We start from the raw sequence: 14,502 nt of genomic DNA, 5'->3' as shown, positions 1-14,502 counted from the left end.
CTGCGCGAACCCGTCCAGATGCATGACGCAACTAACTGAAATCGTTCAACATGTTTTGTGGAAACCTGGGGTTCTGGTGCCAGAGACCCCTCGGCGCCTTCGCAACTCCAGCTAGCCCTTTTGGGCTTCTCCCCGCCCGTAGCGATCCTGCGGCTCGTTAGCAACTCGGCTCACCACAAGGAAAATGAATCGATGTGTCATCGACTGATCGCGCTCGCCTATGCGGGCGCACTCTGGCTTGCCGCCGCGACGGTTGCGATCGCGGCACAAGGCTCCGGCTGTATGCCTACCACTGGCATAGTTTCTGGATTGACATTCGCGCAGGATGTCAACGCCGGCCTAGCCGCACTCATCTCGAGCAACTCCGGGAATTCCGCGCCGGCAACGGATTGCTCCGCCGCGCCGGTGAAGGGGCAGTTCTGGCTCGACACATCGGTAACGCCAAGCGTCTTGAAGCAATATGACGGCACTTCCTGGTCGACCCTGGGAGCGCTTGATGCGACCAACCATCTCTGGGCTCCTCCAGTCGGAGGCGGTACCGCCGCTGTTACGGCGGCCGCGACTACCGACATCTGCGCTGCGCCGGCAGCCGTGCAGACGGTGACCGGCCTCGCGACTATTACAAGCTTCGGATCGAGTTGCGCGGCCATCGGGATCCGGAAAACCCTGATCTTCAATTCCGCGACATCACTGACTTACAACGCGACGTCGCTGATTATCCCGGGGCAGCTGAGCTACACGACCTCGCCAGGTGATCTAGCTGACGCGATCTATCTCGGCGCCGGCAACTGGCGTATTGCTAGCATCACCAAGATCGATGGCAGCAGCGTAACGAACCCGGCCATCCCGCTCGGCACGGTCATCTATGGGATCTATGGAACGCCCCCCGCAAAGACAATCTATGGTGCTGGCCAGGCGGTGTCGAGGGCGTCGTATCCAGCCTATTTCGCGGCGGTAACCCGCACTCAAACCGCAACACTAACGGCTGGGAACAACACCATCACCTCCGTCGGTTTCACTGGCGGCATCGGCGCCGGCATGCCCATTGAGGGCACCGGAATCCAAGCTGGTACAGTGGTCTCGAGTGTTGCTGCCAACTCAATCGTGATGTCAAAGACTGCCACGGCGAACGGCACGCAGTCCATTTCGGTTGTTCTCCCCGGCTACGGCAGCGGCGGGGACAGCACTACCGTCGGCGTCCTGGATTGCCGCGGCCGTACGCTTGCCGGACGTGACGACATGAATGGATCGGCGGCGAACCGGCTGACGCCCACTTACTTCGGCGTCAGCGGCGGCGTCCTCAACAGTGCCGGTGGTGCGGAGAGTAAATCGCTGGTGACCGCAAATCTTCCGCCCTATACCCCGTCTGGTTCTGTCACTGGAACGGCCACGTCGAACCTGACGATTATTCAGGTCAATACCTCGAACTTCACGCCACCTGGCGGCGGTTCAATCACGGCGCCTGCGTCAAACCCGCAGCAGATCATATCAACGCTCAGCGCGACATTCACAGGCGCGGCGCAGGGTGGCACGAGCACACCCTTTGCCACCGTCCAGCCGACGGCGATCGCGGAATGCGCCGTTGTCGTCCTGCCGTAAATCATAATCAAATCGGAGATCGTCATGAGCATCGAAGCCCTTGTGGCGTCGAAACCCTTGCGCATGGGCGCATCGGGCGACGTCGTTCGCCAAGTCCAGCTAGCTTTGAAGGCTGCCGGATATTCGCTCACAGGCACCGGCTGGTTTGGTCCAGCAACCGACACGGCGGTGGAGACCTTCCAGGCGCGCGCAGGGCTTATCAAAGATGGAGAAGTCGGACCCAAGACAGGGCGCGCGCTGGATCTCGTTGTCGCTGGCAAGGCGCCACCGGTGCAGGCGCTCCCCCAGGAGATCGCCCGTCCGTTATGGCTCGAGGCCGGGATCAAGTTGATAGGCACGAAGGAGGGGGCCGGCGCGAAGGATAACGCCAATATCATCCAGTGGGCGCGGGATGAAGGCGGCGACATCGCGAAGGAATACACCCACGACTCTATCCCGTGGTGCGCGCTATTTGCCAACCACTGCTTAACCAAAGTCGGGCTGAAGGGTACCGGCACGCTCTGGGCACTTGATTTCGCCGGCAACTGGTCGGCTGTGAAGGTTGCCGGGCCAGCCGTCGGCGCCTTTGCGCCCATGCTCCGCAATGGTGGCGGGCACATCATCCAGATCGTCGGCAAGGATCAGCACGGCAATTTGATGGGCCTCGGCGGCAACCAGTCTGACGCCGTCAATATCGAGCCGTTCGCGGTCTCTCGCCTCAACAAGGGATTCTGGTGGCCGAAGTCGGTGGCCACGCCGCCGGCTAGCCAGATCGGCATCAGCCATCTCCCGATCGTCCAAAGCAACGGCAAGGTCTCGATTAACGAGGCCTGACACCAATTCCCAGGCCTCGGCCCGGAATCGCCGCGCGACGGATCGCGCAAATCCCAAACCGAAGGAACACACCTATGAACCGCGTCCTCAGCGTGGCATTCGCCGCGCCGATGCTGCTTGCCGCCTCCGTGGCGCATGCGGCCGCTACTACGGCGGCGTTCGCGCCGCCTATCGCTTTCAGTCCGATCGGCTACTTGCTCGCGTCGATCGCCGTTCTGGCCCTGATTTTCCGTATGGTTCCGCGCTCGCGCGGCATCGTGTCGGTCTTCTTGGTGCTGGTCGCCTGCTCCTTGGCGGTCGATGTCGCCTTTGCTGCTGACGCCGCGGCTCCGGAGACAGTTGCGCAGGCGAGCAGCGAGGCCACGAAGGTCACCTGGGCCTATGGCGCCGTGGTGTCTCAGTGGGCGAACGCGGCCGGGACGGTGCTCCTTGCCGTTGCGCTCTACTTGCTGCGGCTTTTGCCGGGGCAGATCTCCGGCATCCTGCTCTCCATGCGGGCCGATCAGGTCGTCCAGAAGGCGATCGACTACGCCATCAACATGGTCAAGGACGCCACGGCGGGCAAGGCGCTGACCGCCGACGTGCACAACGAGGTACTGGCGCAGGCACTGCAGTACGTTCTCGATCATGCACCTGGCTGGCTGCAGTCCTGGATGGGTGGGCCGGACGCCATCGCGCAGAAGATCGTCGCCAGGCTGAACTTGGCGCCCGACGCCGTCCCTGACGTCCCCGCGGCAGTCGCTGCATCAACGCCATCGATCTGATCCGATCTCAGAAGGGGAGCATGTCTATGACCAAATTGATCCGCGCCGTCGCAACCGCGACGGCGCTTTTGGCGTTTGCGGTCGCCTTGAGCGGCTGCGCGGGGCTCAACAACACGATCGCGGCGATCCAGGGGTACAGCATAACCCAGGGGCAACTCGACGCCGCCCGCACGACCTACGACGGCACCGTCCTGGCGCCGTTGCACCGTTACGCGGTTCTTCCGCGCTGCGGTCCGGGCAAGTCGTTCTCTATCTCGGCGCCGTGCCACGGCAAGGCGATGCTGAAGAAGCTCAGCGATGCCGACATCGTCGCCGGCAAGGCCTTCAGCGACACGCAGGACATGATCACCTCGGGCAACAGCTCGGGATCGGTCGCGGCGTGGAAATCGCTGCAAATCGCGATCGACGCCGTCAAGGGGCTGCTCGCCGCCTCTGGCGCCTCGATGCTCTGAGCTGCAACCTCAAACAGAAGATCGGAAACAAAAATGGATCCAGCCACCATCCTGGCAGATGTCCAGATCGCGTTACAGGTCGGCAAAATGGCGTACGACCTCGGCAAGGAGTCGGCGCCTTTCCTCATCAAGGCTTATCAGATCGCCTTCGAGAACAAGGTGCTGACGGCCGAAGAGCGGGCCGCGCTGAAGGCCCAGGAGGATACCTACCGCGCCGAGATCGCAGCAGCAGTGGCAGCTGACGCCGCGGCTGCTGACTGATCTCCGCAAATGGCCGCTGACGTAGTCACATCGACGCTCGCCGGCATGGGGCCGGCCGGCGCCGCTATCACGGTTCTCATGGCCGTGGTCTCGGTGCTGGCCGGCGTCATCGTCTACCTCTTCAAGCAGAACACAAAACTGCATCTCGAGCGGCGCGCGGAGAGTGCGGCCGTCATCAAGCTGATCGAGAGCAACAACACCGCGCTCATCAAGGTCGCCGACTCGACGGACGAGAGGAACAGGGTGACGCAGGAGCTCGCAGAAGCGATCAAGGCCCAGGCGCAGGCCTTCGAAATGGTGAACCAGCGGATCGAGTTCTATCACGACGGAAACATCGAGAAACTGAAGGATCTTGCGACTGCGTTTGCGTCGCACGCCGACGCGGTTCGCGTGAACACCGGCGTCGTGACCGAGGCTAGGAACGCGAGCCAGGCGGCTGTCGCTTCAATCGCAGACGTCAAAGTATCGATTGGGGTTCTGTCTGCACGGAGGTCTCGATGAACCTTCGATCAATCCTGCGCAAGATGCGTGTCCTTGATCCGTTCGACATTGAGGATGTCGACCAGGCTGAGGCAGAGAACGTGCTTCGTGATCATAGTGCCGCGATGGATCGTATCCGGACGATGCCGGCATCTGTGCGCGCGGCGCAAGGCTTGCTCAGAGAGTCGATCGCGTACTCGCGATCATCAAGCGCTGTTGCAACAAATCCAGATGTCTTGGCCGGGCTCGTCCACGACATGAAATCAGCAGAGCCAGAACATCGGAAGGGGCGGCGGTAATGCTCACGGCGCGGTTTCTCGAGGGGATGAACGGCACGTTGTTTATGTTGCTGCTTTTCGGGTGCTTCATGTTCGGCCTTTATATCGCTCGGCAGATCAAGGAGAGCGGCTTCACCCGCATGCGGTTGCAAGCTGCGATCTCAATTTTCGTTTTGATCTTGGGCGAAGCGATCGCGCGCGGCTGGGTCTGGTACTGGCGGCATCTCCAGAATGGAGGCCAATCAGCCGAGTGGATGATCAACAACCCTGTCCTGATGCTCGGTGCCTTCATCGAGATACTCGGCATCATCTGCGTCATCAGGGTCTTCGCTCCAGACCACTGGGGTCGAAACGTGTGGATCGGCTCGGCCATGTTCGCCGTCGTGATGACGGTCATGTTCTTCTACATCTGATGGGGGATTTCATGCCGCCGTTTTGGGGCTGGATGGCGATGGCCGTCGTCCTAGCGTTTGTGCTGCTCTTTCTCGTCCTACGGCTTTTCGTCGTCCAAGAAATTACTGTGAAGTGGTTCTTGCTCTTTGCCGGCGTCGGCTGTCTGCTCGTTCTGGCGGTTCTACTTGCGATTTCTACGATCAGCGTGGCGCGCGATGCCCGCGGACGATATGCCGGCTCCGATCTGAAATCGTGGTTCGACGGGCTCCGCAGCGGCAACGGGCCGTGCTGTTCCGATGCGGACGGCTACGCGCTGTCCGACGTCGATTGGGAAACCCGCGCCGGCCGCTACCGCGTGCGGATCCCGCGCTGGCGGTTCGAGCCGAGCGCGGCGGCGCCGGCACCGCCGGATGGCACCGAGATGGTTTGGATCGAGGTCGACGACGAGTCCGTCATCACGGAGCCCAACCGCGCCGGCCGCACCATGGTGTGGCCGATCTGGGGCCATCAGGGTCCGTCGATCCGCTGCTTCATGCCGGGCTCAATGACGTGATGATCTAATGCGGCGCATGCCCGCGCCGTAAAAGAACTGTCGAGCCTCCTTCGGGCCCGGCAGACCCGGGGCGATGCGCAGGCATCACTCCTCCCTAGCCTCCACCCCGCAGCCCCATAAGGGTTGCGGGGCTTTTTTTTGTGCCCGGATTTCAGCCGAATTGATCCGCTACGCGCGAGAACGCCGGATGAGATCGGTTCTTCACCTTGAACCAATCACAGACCAGCGGCCGGTAGCCCCGCTCGCGATGCTTGGAGACGATCCCCTCGAGCCCCATGTCGCAGGCGGCCTTGAACAGCTTCGGCCCCCAGTCGCCGGTCTCGAATGGTGCCACGAAGATCCCCTCCGGCCGGCGTTCCAAGATCTTGGCAAGCTTCTGCTTACGGTCATCGAGCTTGAGGTTCCGCAGGTCGTCGCCGCCGAGCGCCACGATGTCGAAGGCGTACAACTGGGCGTCTTCGTTGTAACGGCCGGAGTGCAGCCAGTCGAACTGGGAGATGCCGCGGAGGTCGAGCACCACGATCTCGCCGTCGATGATGAATTGCTTCTGCTTCATCCGCCGCGCCGCTTCGGCGATCTGCGGGTATCGCCAGGTCCAGTCGAGGCCGGCCTTGGACGAGATTTTCACCTCGTCACCATTGCGGATCACGCGCCCGCGGTAGCCGTCGTATTTGATCTCGTGGATCCAGTCGGGGCCATGGGGCACGACTTTTCGGGCCGTTGGCCTGCAAAATTCAAATGGTTTGGACATGGCCGGCATCTATGCACGATCGGCAGAGAGTCGAGTCCTCAGACCAATGGCAGCGGCAACTGTACGCCGATCCGGCGGCCGATATGGGCCTCGATGAAGTCTCTAAGCGCGTCGGAAATCTCACTCGTCCCGGCCGCGATCCGACGCTCCAGTTCCAGGGCAATATCCTCGGAGGCGTCCCGCGACCAGCCCTCGACCGGATTGAAGGCGACCACGCGCAGCACCTGGCCGTATTCGCCACTGAGCAGATCATTGATCAGGGTGGGGTGATCGATGCCTTCGTCGGTCTCGCGGAACGCGGCGCCGCTCCGGAAATCCTCCAGCACCAGGTAGAAATCCTTGTCCAACCGATCGTTCGGGATAATCGAGGGCGAGGCCATACGCTGAACTCCACTGACCTGTCTCCAAGGTAATCGCGGTCAGCCCAAAAGCGAGTCATCAGGTTGGAGGATCTGGACGTAGGTTCCGCTCTCATGGAGCAGCAGGAGATTCCGCTTGATCAGAAGGTCGAGGCCCGCTCGATATTCGGCCGTGGTTCCATGATCCCGGAACAGGAAGGGGTAATTGATCTTCTCGATATGGATCCGGCCGTCCTGTACCGGCAGGACCTGCTTGCAGATCTCGAGCAGACGTTTTGCGGCGGCTTCTGGCTGCGCGTACGGCCGCGCCTCGACGAACTTGCTCATTTCGCTCCTATCCCGCGGTGCGCGGTGCGGACATGGTCCGGAATACTTGTGGTGGTGATCTCGGTACCGCAGAAGCAGCGAGATCGGCCGGCACGGGTCTGTGTCGGCAACAGCAACTTCTCGGACCACATTCTCTTCTTCCATGCTGTGCCGTCGCGCTGATCGCGCCAGCGCTCGTAATCTGCTTCCGTGATTTTTGGCTTCAGATTTTGCCATGCGCGCTCGAAAGCCATTCGGCATTCTTCGAAACTGACGCCAATGCCTCCTTTGTCCTGGCCCGCGCCGGCGCCGGGGTAGAAGCTGAGCGACCAATCCCATTGTTGGTCGATGTCCTTCGGCACGCCGGCGCGCTCGCCGATGTGGCCGATGTGGACGTCGCCAAAATAGACGTCCCACCCCGGGCGCTGGGGATCTTGGTGTGGCTTGCGGGTGAGGGCGGGCTCAGTCATGGGACGATTTATGCCGGCGCCGCAGCTGGAGTCGAATCCTCAATATCTGGTGGCGGTTAGCTGGTCGCAGCCCCGCATCGCGTGGGTCACGCGCCGAGGTCGACGAAACTTTTCGGTTCGCCGACGATTCACCCCGTAGCCAAGGAGGTTGCCATGCTCGGCACGATCTTAATCGTCATCCTGATCATTGCGTTGCTCGGAGGCTTTTCCGGAGCCGGCGGCGGCAATTTCTATGGTGGCGGGCCGTATCTCGGCGGCGGCCTGGGATTGGTGCTGGTCATCGTTCTGATCTTGGTGTTGCTCGGCCACATCTAAGCCGAGCCCGGGTACACGCCGGTAGCACGCTCGATGCGCAGCTTCAGCAGTCGCTTCTGGCGGTCGCGCAGGTATCCGGTGAACAGTTCAACGCACCATCCTTGCCGGATTGATCGGCGCCAGGCCATGCAGCCATCAAGTGCGCTGCGCCGGCTGCTCCGATACTGCTGGAGCGGTGTCAGACTGTCCCACCATCGATTGTACGCGGCCATCTCGCGCTCGAGTTCGGCCTCGACTTCAGTCTCGCTCATGGCGCAGAACTCCTCGAACCGCTCCTCGAAATCGTCGTCGTCGACATCGGCCATGGTGGCACCTCCTATGGGGTAATCGCGCCAGGACGGCCGAACCGGAAAGGCTCGAGCAGAAATTTTTTCGTCCCCGCCGCTGCTGTGTGATCCCGCCAGATTGCCGGGCCGAAACCGTCTCCTGAAAGGAAAGCGTCGCGAGGACAGAAAAAGCGGAGGTCGCTCCCGTCGCCAAGCGGTTAAGGCATCGGCCCTACACGCCGACATGCGCTCGTTCGATCCGAGCCGGGAGCGCCAAATAGGGGATTCACAGCGGGCCGGCGCACGGCTACACTCGCGCCATGCACACCGGCGGCACATTTCGGTTCGAGCCCCCGAAGGCCTGCGAGAAGCACGGCCTGCCGCTGATGCGAACCATGTGCGGCGTCACGGAGATCTGGACCTGCGCGGCCTGCAACACCGAGATCATTGATCGCTGGGCCAATGAGCCAGGAACGATCAACATCCAGGCGGGCCAGCCTATCTCACGTCCGTACGGCGGCGGCTGTGCCAGTTTCGAAGCGGGTGCCAAATCGTCGTGACGGGGATCCGGTTGATGCTGGTGACTTCCCACGTCCCGCCGTGCTGGCGCAGCGCTGAATATGCTCTCGAGGCGGACCCGAGCGATCGGTGGGTCTCAGGCGGCTGCCGCCCGTAACGAGACGAGAAGTCGCTGGGGAAACCGGTGGCAAGGCACGCAATTCGATAAGGCGAGCAGCACCATGCTCGTCGATGTGAAGCGGGAGTAGCTCCGCGGATCCTAGGTAGAGCACCGGGCGACAGTCCGGAGGTTGACCGGTTCAACTCCGGTCCTCCCGCGGTCACTCGCACAATGCCGGGAAAACCAGCACAGTGCCGTACTCTACCGTTGAGTCAGTTGCGGCCCAGGAGCCAGTGCTTATAGTATCAACTCCTGCTGCGGTCGCGCGCGAGCGTGGACATTGGGCGGAACCCCTACAGTCGATACGGGGATGGCGCGAGCGGGGAATGTTTCGCGGCGGCGTGGAAGGACACGCTCGCGCCTGGCTAGCCGATTGCAGCGGCCATGATGCCGGGATGCGCTGAGGCCCGCCTGCATGGGCGAGCCAAAGTCGAATATCAAGCTTCGGCCCGCGAACATTCCGCCCATCGGCTGAAGCCGCGAGCGCGGTGGTTCGATCCCATCTTCATGCACCAAGTTGAGAAACGTCCTACTTCTTTTTTGTCGCCTTAGTGGCGCCTTTCTTGTCCTTTGCCAGGAATGTCTCGCACGAGAGAATGAGCTGTCGCGCGTAAATCCGTGAGGCGTCGACGACGCTATCTTTGCTCACAGCAAAGGTCATGTAGAGGGAATGAATGACCGCCAGTGCCAGAACAACCAACAGCCGAAGAGCCGTATCGTTGTCCGTGTCGAGCGGGGCCATTTTGTAAAGGAAGACACAAGATAGGAGGACGATGGCAAGGTTTAAAACCAGCGATGGCCATTTGAGCCCAAGGAGGTTGCGCCTAAACCCGTATGTGATGTTCTCTGCAAACAAGATCGAGAACTTCCTCACATCGCGCGTATTTTCGCGCAGCCATGCTCCACCGCGCTCGTAGAATGGATCTCCGGCCTTCAGGTTTTGCTCTTCCTGTTGCTTGGTCGGGACGGGCTGATCGATTTTGGGCCCCAAGAAGGCGCGGTACTGATCTTTGGATGCCGCGTCAAAGGTGTTGTCCGAATAGCGGAGCATAGTCACCGATGGTTTGCCGCCGGACTGCTCATAAATTCGCTCCTCGATGCGCTTGCCCAATCGGCGAGCTATGTCGGCGGATGCAAACACGAGCACCGGCATCGCGGCGGACGCGATGATTGTCGTGAGCGCGAACCTGCTCCACGAGATGAGAATCGCCAATGCGGCCAGGCTGGGAATCGTCGCGAGGAGGGCCGGATAGTAGCGGGCCTTGACGCTATACGGATCGAGCGCTTTGAGCATATGAACTCAATTGTCTTCAACGTCGTAAGAAAATGGTTCAGCTACAAGCGGCACGCCGCGTGCGTTGAAGTTGCCCCAGCGCTTTCGCATCCAGCCAGTTCGCCCCACTGACACCGGATACCCACGGCGGATAAATGCATTCTTGACCTTCTTGCGCGGGTGATCGGGCTTCTTGGCTCCTATCATCACGAAGGCAACGCCACGCTCTTCTGCTCCTCCGTTTGGTGCGCCTAGCCAGGCATTCAACACCGCCGGGCTGACGTTTCTACGACTCCCTTGATGTGGAATTTGCACCAACTCGGGCGGACTCAGCAGGCCAAGGCCTGCCGCAAAAATTGCAGCCTCACCGAGGGCTTCAGGGCCGGCATCGGCAGTGAGTAAGGCGGTGTGGTTTTCGTGAGACACTAGTTGAACCACACTAGTTTCATTCGAGGCTGACGTCGCCGGCGGATCAGCATCCAACGTTTCGATTTGAAGAGTTTCTCTCAGCCGGTCGAGCGCGCCTTTTGCGAGCTCAAAGAGCCCACGGGCGCCTACGGTGGTATCGCTCTTGTATGGCGGTGGTGTTTTATCGAGATCTGGAATCAGCTTCAGATATCGCTCGCGCGACGGCGCGAGCACAGTGCTGGGCCCAATCTGCGCGCCCTGGAAGACCTCGCGAGGCTCAATACCGCGTGATCGAGCCAGAGTTTCCAACTCTACGAGGTACTCGTGTTCATGACGGACATATTCAATCCACCCGGGGATGGACCAATTGCCGTGGAATTCATCGATCACCTCATGCGCATACAGCCAAGGACGGTTCATCCACAGTGCTTCGACCTTGAATCGTTCGAAGATCGGAATGAGGCCGGCTGCATGGTCATTGTCGGCATGCGACACGATCATGTTGTGGATCGTGATGTCCTTTCCGTAATGCTCCTCTATGTGCTTGATCACGCTTTCCCCGACTGAGGCATAGCCGCCATCGGTGAGATTCAGCCAGTAGCCGTTCTCCTCGCCCCATTGGACAATGATCGAATCTCCGTCGCTGTCGCCCACCGGTAGCAGCTCTATTGCCAAAGACATTGCGCGCCCCAACAATCCAAGAATAATCGCCATTCATAATCGACGAATTCTAACTGCAACCGGCGCGCGAGTCCTCTGGGATGTTGGATCTATCCCCAGAAGTTAAATCCGGGGGGCGCGCAAGGGCGCAGCGGATGTTTGCACCATCGGCGCGGTCGGGACGGTACCGACGCTCTCCACCATCTCCAACTGCCGCAAAGCTGCTCAAAAAGCAGATTCGGGACGGCTCGCATAAGAAAGGTTTGCTCGGTGGGGGAATTGGTAGACCCTCGCGACTGTTAATCGCGAAGGCATTGCAGGTTCGAAGCCTGCCCGAGCAGCCAATATGTACTCAGGTGGGGAGCGGGAGAACCAATTCTGGAAACTTTCGACTTACGTGACAGCAAAGCCTGAGGAAATGCTCTTCGTGCAAGCGCTCACCGGTCGGCTCACTCCCCTTGAAAAGTTCTGCCGTGCCCATGTGAAGTTTCAGCCCTACCCAGCGCTTTCTCCCATCGACACAATGGGCATGGGGCGATGAAGGGAATGGGTCAGCGTCGTACTTGTGAACGCGCCACACTTCGCCACCAACCCTGTAGTCCTTCTGAATAAGCTCGCGACCGTCCGCATTAACAATTCGGATATACCCGAGGTCGACGGATATGTGATCGTCAGACTCGTCGACAATATCGTCGGACATTTCGGCCTCCCAAAGTCGCAAAACGTAGCCAGGAATGCTGACGTCGTCTAGCGGCCAAGACGTGAGTCCCTCCAGGTCATCCAAGTTTCAACAGGACGTAGGGTAGCGGCCATCCCGCCGGTTTTGGGTACCGGATTGTCGTGTGTTCGAGTCCCACCGCCCCGCCCAACTTTCCCGGTGATGACTGGGGCGGCTGCCCGCGTACGCAGCCGCTCACCGGTGCCGCTGTGATCCATTCCAGATGCCGTGCGCCTCGACGGATCTCAGGGGCGGAGGACTATCCCATGGCTGCTAACCATCCGAACCGGAGCAAGAACAGAACTGCGGTAGCCGCAAGCACGGCACCGAGCCGGCGCCAGCCGCCGCGCACGCAGCGCGACGCCGACTATGATGCCCTGCTGCCGCATCTGAGCGCGTCGTTCGCCAGCATGGTCGGAGGCGAGAAGCGCCTCTTCACAACCGATGCCGATCCCCAGGGCCTCTGGGACGCCTATCTCGGTGCTTTCCGGACCGGGGCTGAGCGCCAGCACCATGATTGCAACTGCTGCCGTCGCTTCATTCAGCGCTTCGGCGGGCTGGTCGCAGTCGACGAAGCCGGCAACAACCGGCCGGTGATGTGGTGGAACGCCAAAAACACCCCGGGAATCTACGCCGATGCCTTCACCGAGATGAGCATCTTGGTGAGCTCGGCGAAGGTCACCGGTGTCTTCTTGACCCGCGACGAGACCTGGGGCTGGCCGCAGACCGGCGAATGGCAGCATCTCGCCGTCGTGCCGCCGGCGGCGCTGGTGCACCGGGGCCGCGTGCTGGATCCGTACCAGGCCGCTGCGGCGGTCCGGGAGAACGTGAAGACGGTATCAACCGCACTGGCCGAGTATGGTCCGAAGGTGCTCGACGAGGCGCTTAGGCTCCTCGAGGCCGATGCCTTCACCCGCAGCGAGAAGTTCGTCGGGCCGGTGAGGTGGCTTCGTGCGTTGCATGACCTGCCGAAGGGCAGGGTGCGCAACAACCTGTTGTGGCGATCTGTGGCCATGGCCCCGGAGGGATTCTGTCACATTAAGTCTTCGGTGCGCGGTCCGCTGCTCGACGACATCGTCGCCGGTGTGCCTTTTGCCGAGATCAAGGCGAAGCATGCCGCGAAGCTGCATCCGCTGCAGTACCAGCGGCCGCAAGCGGCGCCGGCAGCCGGCAACATCAAGGCTGCGGAAGCTCTGGTCGCGAAGCTCGGCATCGCGCCGGCGCTGGAGAGGCGCTTTGCTCGTCTCGACGAACTGCCGTTGCAGCACGCGATATGGGTGCCGCTGGCCACGGAAGCCCAGGCGGCACGGGAGGGTGTCTTCGGTCACCTCAAGGCCAAGCAGGGCGCCGGTGTTACGCCGGTCGACCTGCCGGCAATGACGATGACCTGGGACAAGTTCGCCCGTACCGTCATTCCGGAAGCCGAGCAGATCGAGTTGGCGGTGCCGGCGCAGGGTTCGTTCTATGCGCTGGTTACCGCAACCCACGCCGATGCGCCGCCGATCCTGAAATGGGACCGCGACGAGGAGCGCAATCCTGTCTCCTGGTACACCTACCACCGAGGCTCGAGCGCTCAGCAGTGGGGTCTGGCTGGCGGCCGCTACGCCAAGGTCAACGCTATCATGCCGTTCCCCAGCATGTGGGGATCGCGCCCGATGCCGTACCTGAAGCCTAGCGCATTCCTCGTCCTCGAGGGCTGCGCCGATACGCGCAGCGGCCAGGGCAACGCGCTCTTCCCGGAGATGCTGAAGGATGATCTCCACGGGATCCGCTCGACCGTCGAGGCCTACTCAAGGTCGGCTGAGCTAAGCGGTCGGGCCGAGGCATCGGCATGCGGAATCGGGCTTCAGAACGATGCCGCAAACTGCGAGCTGCGCGCCCTGATCCGCGGCGCGTGGAACCGCTACAGCATTGATCGCTGGGATTGATCGAGATCCGGCGGGGCGTACGCGCCCCGGCGATCGGCTAGGCACCGGACTCTGACTCCGCCCAGACAGGTTCGACTCCTGGCCGCGCAGCCATCATTTTCTCGGCCATTTCGCACGGGCGAAAGTCATGGCGCGACGGAAGTCCGCCATGTCGACCCAACCCTTTTCCTCCATCTGGTCTTCCCAAGTCCACTTGCCGCCTTCATCCTCGTGAACGCGCGATTTCTCGATGAAGTATTTGTTTTCGAGGGTGTCGACGCCGCTGCTCGTCACCTTCCATTGTGATCCAGACCAAAGCGTAGCCACGTTTCAAGCTCCTCAACCGATTGTCCGCAGGTAGCATATAGCGGCCGAGATGCGGGATGCGCGATGAATCTTCAGGCGGGCCCGAATTTCGACGCGTTCTCTGCAGCAACCGCTAGTGCGCGAGAAAGTTTGAGTGCCTGATCCGCAGTTACTTGAAAATTTATGCTGACAATGCTCGCGACAGCGACCGTAATCTCGTCATCGATCTGCTCAACTATAATCGCTGCGGACTCATGGATTTCGATCTCTTCGATAACTCCGGTGTGATCAGATTCATTTGCCATCGCCGCGCTCCATGTGCCATCGGCGTTCGTATATCGGAGATCCTGTTTCAGGTCACCGATATTTGCTGGGCCTGGGGATCTCCGATTGGGCCGCTCGATCGGGGTTCCGTCGCGTAGGCAGAACCAGGGCTCGATCTCAGATTGTTCGACGCTGGCCGATCCAGCGATACCAATGGCCATCAACCT

The 14,502-nt window shown here is 61.1% G+C and carries 22 protein-coding genes and 4 tRNA genes; 16 read left to right on the top strand and 10 right to left on the bottom strand.

Annotated elements, in window-relative coordinates:
• Nucleotides 1-192 precede the first annotated feature (192 nt).
• The 9 genes from ACIPUD_RS10695 (at nucleotide 193) to ACIPUD_RS10655 (ending at nucleotide 5,593) form a co-directional block, all read left to right on the top strand.
• A complete protein-coding gene (locus tag ACIPUD_RS10695) occupies nucleotides 193-1,599 on the top strand; it encodes a hypothetical protein (RefSeq protein WP_446480566.1) in 1,407 nt (468 codons plus the stop codon).
• Nucleotides 1,600-1,623: 24 nt separating this feature from the next.
• Nucleotides 1,624-2,412, top strand: coding sequence for an NlpC/P60 family protein (locus ACIPUD_RS10690; protein ID WP_446480565.1), 789 nt, complete (start codon nucleotides 1,624-1,626; stop codon nucleotides 2,410-2,412).
• A 74-nt stretch (nucleotides 2,413-2,486) separates the two neighbouring features.
• Entirely contained in the window at nucleotides 2,487-3,176 is a 690-nt protein-coding gene (locus tag ACIPUD_RS10685) for a hypothetical protein (protein WP_446480564.1), read from the top strand.
• A gap of 26 nt (nucleotides 3,177-3,202) precedes the next feature.
• Nucleotides 3,203-3,628 carry a hypothetical protein gene (locus ACIPUD_RS10680; RefSeq protein WP_446480563.1) on the top strand — a complete coding sequence of 142 codons (426 nt, stop codon included), beginning with the start codon at nucleotides 3,203-3,205 and terminating at the stop codon, nucleotides 3,626-3,628.
• Between the two features lie 33 nt (nucleotides 3,629-3,661).
• Nucleotides 3,662-3,889 carry a hypothetical protein gene (locus ACIPUD_RS10675; RefSeq protein ID WP_446480562.1) on the top strand — a complete coding sequence of 76 codons (228 nt, stop codon included), beginning with the start codon at nucleotides 3,662-3,664 and terminating at the stop codon, nucleotides 3,887-3,889.
• Between the two features lie 9 nt (nucleotides 3,890-3,898).
• A complete protein-coding gene (locus tag ACIPUD_RS10670) occupies nucleotides 3,899-4,390 on the top strand; it encodes a hypothetical protein (RefSeq protein WP_446480561.1) in 492 nt (163 codons plus the stop codon).
• Nucleotides 4,387-4,668, top strand: a complete 282-nt coding sequence (locus ACIPUD_RS10665) for a hypothetical protein (RefSeq protein WP_446480560.1) — start codon at nucleotides 4,387-4,389, stop codon at nucleotides 4,666-4,668. Before ACIPUD_RS10670 ends, ACIPUD_RS10665 begins: the two co-directional genes overlap by 4 nt.
• Nucleotides 4,668-5,060: a hypothetical protein gene (locus tag ACIPUD_RS10660; RefSeq protein WP_446480559.1), complete on the top strand. Its 393-nt coding sequence runs from the start codon at nucleotides 4,668-4,670 to the stop codon at nucleotides 5,058-5,060. The genes ACIPUD_RS10665 and ACIPUD_RS10660 overlap by 1 nt, the downstream gene beginning before the upstream one ends.
• Nucleotides 5,061-5,167: 107 nt before the next feature.
• Nucleotides 5,168-5,593, top strand: coding sequence for a hypothetical protein (locus ACIPUD_RS10655; RefSeq protein WP_446480558.1), 426 nt, complete (start codon nucleotides 5,168-5,170; stop codon nucleotides 5,591-5,593).
• A gap of 151 nt (nucleotides 5,594-5,744) precedes the next feature.
• On the opposite strand, the gene ACIPUD_RS10650 is transcribed toward ACIPUD_RS10655, so the two are convergent.
• The 4 genes from ACIPUD_RS10650 to ACIPUD_RS10635 are packed head-to-tail and all read right to left on the bottom strand — an operon-like array spanning nucleotide 5,745 to nucleotide 7,479.
• Nucleotides 5,745-6,344, bottom strand: a complete 600-nt coding sequence (locus tag ACIPUD_RS10650; protein ID WP_446480557.1) for an ATP-dependent DNA ligase — start codon at nucleotides 6,342-6,344, stop codon at nucleotides 5,745-5,747.
• A 38-nt stretch (nucleotides 6,345-6,382) separates the two neighbouring features.
• Nucleotides 6,383-6,724, bottom strand: a complete 342-nt coding sequence (locus ACIPUD_RS10645) for a hypothetical protein (RefSeq protein WP_446480556.1) — start codon at nucleotides 6,722-6,724, stop codon at nucleotides 6,383-6,385.
• 39 nt (nucleotides 6,725-6,763) lie between these two features.
• Nucleotides 6,764-7,030 carry a hypothetical protein gene (locus tag ACIPUD_RS10640; protein ID WP_446480555.1) on the bottom strand — a complete coding sequence of 89 codons (267 nt, stop codon included), beginning with the start codon at nucleotides 7,028-7,030 and terminating at the stop codon, nucleotides 6,764-6,766.
• The gene (locus tag ACIPUD_RS10635; protein WP_446480554.1) at nucleotides 7,027-7,479 is read right to left on the bottom strand and encodes a hypothetical protein; all 453 of its coding nucleotides are present in this window, start codon (nucleotides 7,477-7,479) and stop codon (nucleotides 7,027-7,029) included. Before ACIPUD_RS10635 ends, ACIPUD_RS10640 begins: the two co-directional genes overlap by 4 nt.
• 153 nt (nucleotides 7,480-7,632) lie before the next feature.
• Here ACIPUD_RS10635 and ACIPUD_RS10630 point away from each other — a divergent pair, with 153 nt between their 5' ends.
• Nucleotides 7,633-7,794 (top strand): DUF3309 family protein, encoded by a 162-nt coding sequence (locus ACIPUD_RS10630; RefSeq protein ID WP_446480553.1) that lies wholly within the window; start codon nucleotides 7,633-7,635, stop codon nucleotides 7,792-7,794.
• Here the strand turns inward: ACIPUD_RS10630 and ACIPUD_RS10625 are convergent.
• The gene (locus tag ACIPUD_RS10625) at nucleotides 7,791-8,099 is read right to left on the bottom strand and encodes a hypothetical protein (RefSeq protein WP_446480552.1); all 309 of its coding nucleotides are present in this window, start codon (nucleotides 8,097-8,099) and stop codon (nucleotides 7,791-7,793) included. The genes ACIPUD_RS10630 and ACIPUD_RS10625 overlap by 4 nt on opposite strands.
• 161 nt (nucleotides 8,100-8,260) lie before the next feature.
• Between ACIPUD_RS10625 and ACIPUD_RS10620 the strand changes: the two genes are divergently transcribed.
• The 3 genes from ACIPUD_RS10620 to ACIPUD_RS10610 all read left to right on the top strand — a co-directional run bounded on the left by ACIPUD_RS10620 (nucleotide 8,261) and on the right by ACIPUD_RS10610 (nucleotide 8,898).
• A tRNA-Val gene (locus ACIPUD_RS10620) sits at nucleotides 8,261-8,336 on the top strand.
• A 44-nt stretch (nucleotides 8,337-8,380) separates the two neighbouring features.
• The gene (locus tag ACIPUD_RS10615) at nucleotides 8,381-8,620 is read left to right on the top strand and encodes a hypothetical protein (protein ID WP_446480551.1); all 240 of its coding nucleotides are present in this window, start codon (nucleotides 8,381-8,383) and stop codon (nucleotides 8,618-8,620) included.
• A 197-nt stretch (nucleotides 8,621-8,817) separates the two neighbouring features.
• A tRNA-OTHER gene (locus tag ACIPUD_RS10610) sits at nucleotides 8,818-8,898 on the top strand.
• Nucleotides 8,899-9,268: 370 nt separating this feature from the next.
• Here ACIPUD_RS10610 and ACIPUD_RS10605 read toward each other — a convergent pair.
• Together ACIPUD_RS10605 and ACIPUD_RS10600 are read right to left on the bottom strand one after the other, a co-directional pair.
• A complete protein-coding gene (locus ACIPUD_RS10605; RefSeq protein ID WP_446480550.1) occupies nucleotides 9,269-10,033 on the bottom strand; it encodes a hypothetical protein in 765 nt (254 codons plus the stop codon).
• Between the two features lie 6 nt (nucleotides 10,034-10,039).
• Nucleotides 10,040-11,134: a hypothetical protein gene (locus ACIPUD_RS10600; protein WP_446480549.1), complete on the bottom strand. Its 1,095-nt coding sequence runs from the start codon at nucleotides 11,132-11,134 to the stop codon at nucleotides 10,040-10,042.
• Nucleotides 11,135-11,344: 210 nt separating this feature from the next.
• Here ACIPUD_RS10600 and ACIPUD_RS10595 point away from each other — a divergent pair.
• Nucleotides 11,345-11,424 (top strand) — tRNA-Asn (locus ACIPUD_RS10595).
• Between the two features lie 8 nt (nucleotides 11,425-11,432).
• Here ACIPUD_RS10595 and ACIPUD_RS10590 read toward each other — a convergent pair.
• A complete protein-coding gene (locus ACIPUD_RS10590) occupies nucleotides 11,433-11,780 on the bottom strand; it encodes a hypothetical protein (RefSeq protein WP_446480548.1) in 348 nt (115 codons plus the stop codon).
• A gap of 91 nt (nucleotides 11,781-11,871) precedes the next feature.
• Between ACIPUD_RS10590 and ACIPUD_RS10585 the strand changes: the two genes are divergently transcribed.
• Together ACIPUD_RS10585 and ACIPUD_RS10580 are read left to right on the top strand one after the other, a co-directional pair.
• A tRNA-Pro gene (locus ACIPUD_RS10585) sits at nucleotides 11,872-11,948 on the top strand.
• A 116-nt stretch (nucleotides 11,949-12,064) separates the two neighbouring features.
• Nucleotides 12,065-13,726, top strand: a complete 1,662-nt coding sequence (locus ACIPUD_RS10580; protein ID WP_446480547.1) for a hypothetical protein — start codon at nucleotides 12,065-12,067, stop codon at nucleotides 13,724-13,726.
• Between the two features lie 93 nt (nucleotides 13,727-13,819).
• On the opposite strand, the gene ACIPUD_RS10575 is transcribed toward ACIPUD_RS10580, so the two are convergent.
• Together ACIPUD_RS10575 and ACIPUD_RS10570 are read right to left on the bottom strand one after the other, a co-directional pair.
• Nucleotides 13,820-14,032, bottom strand: a complete 213-nt coding sequence (locus ACIPUD_RS10575; RefSeq protein WP_446480546.1) for a hypothetical protein — start codon at nucleotides 14,030-14,032, stop codon at nucleotides 13,820-13,822.
• Nucleotides 14,033-14,103: 71 nt separating this feature from the next.
• A complete protein-coding gene (locus tag ACIPUD_RS10570; protein ID WP_446480545.1) occupies nucleotides 14,104-14,496 on the bottom strand; it encodes a hypothetical protein in 393 nt (130 codons plus the stop codon).
• Nucleotides 14,497-14,502 lie beyond the last annotated feature (6 nt).

Source organism: Bradyrhizobium sp. CAR08, from assembly GCF_052871955.1.
Note: the sequence above shows the minus strand (reverse complement) of the source record. Positions and strands in the feature narration are given on the sequence as shown.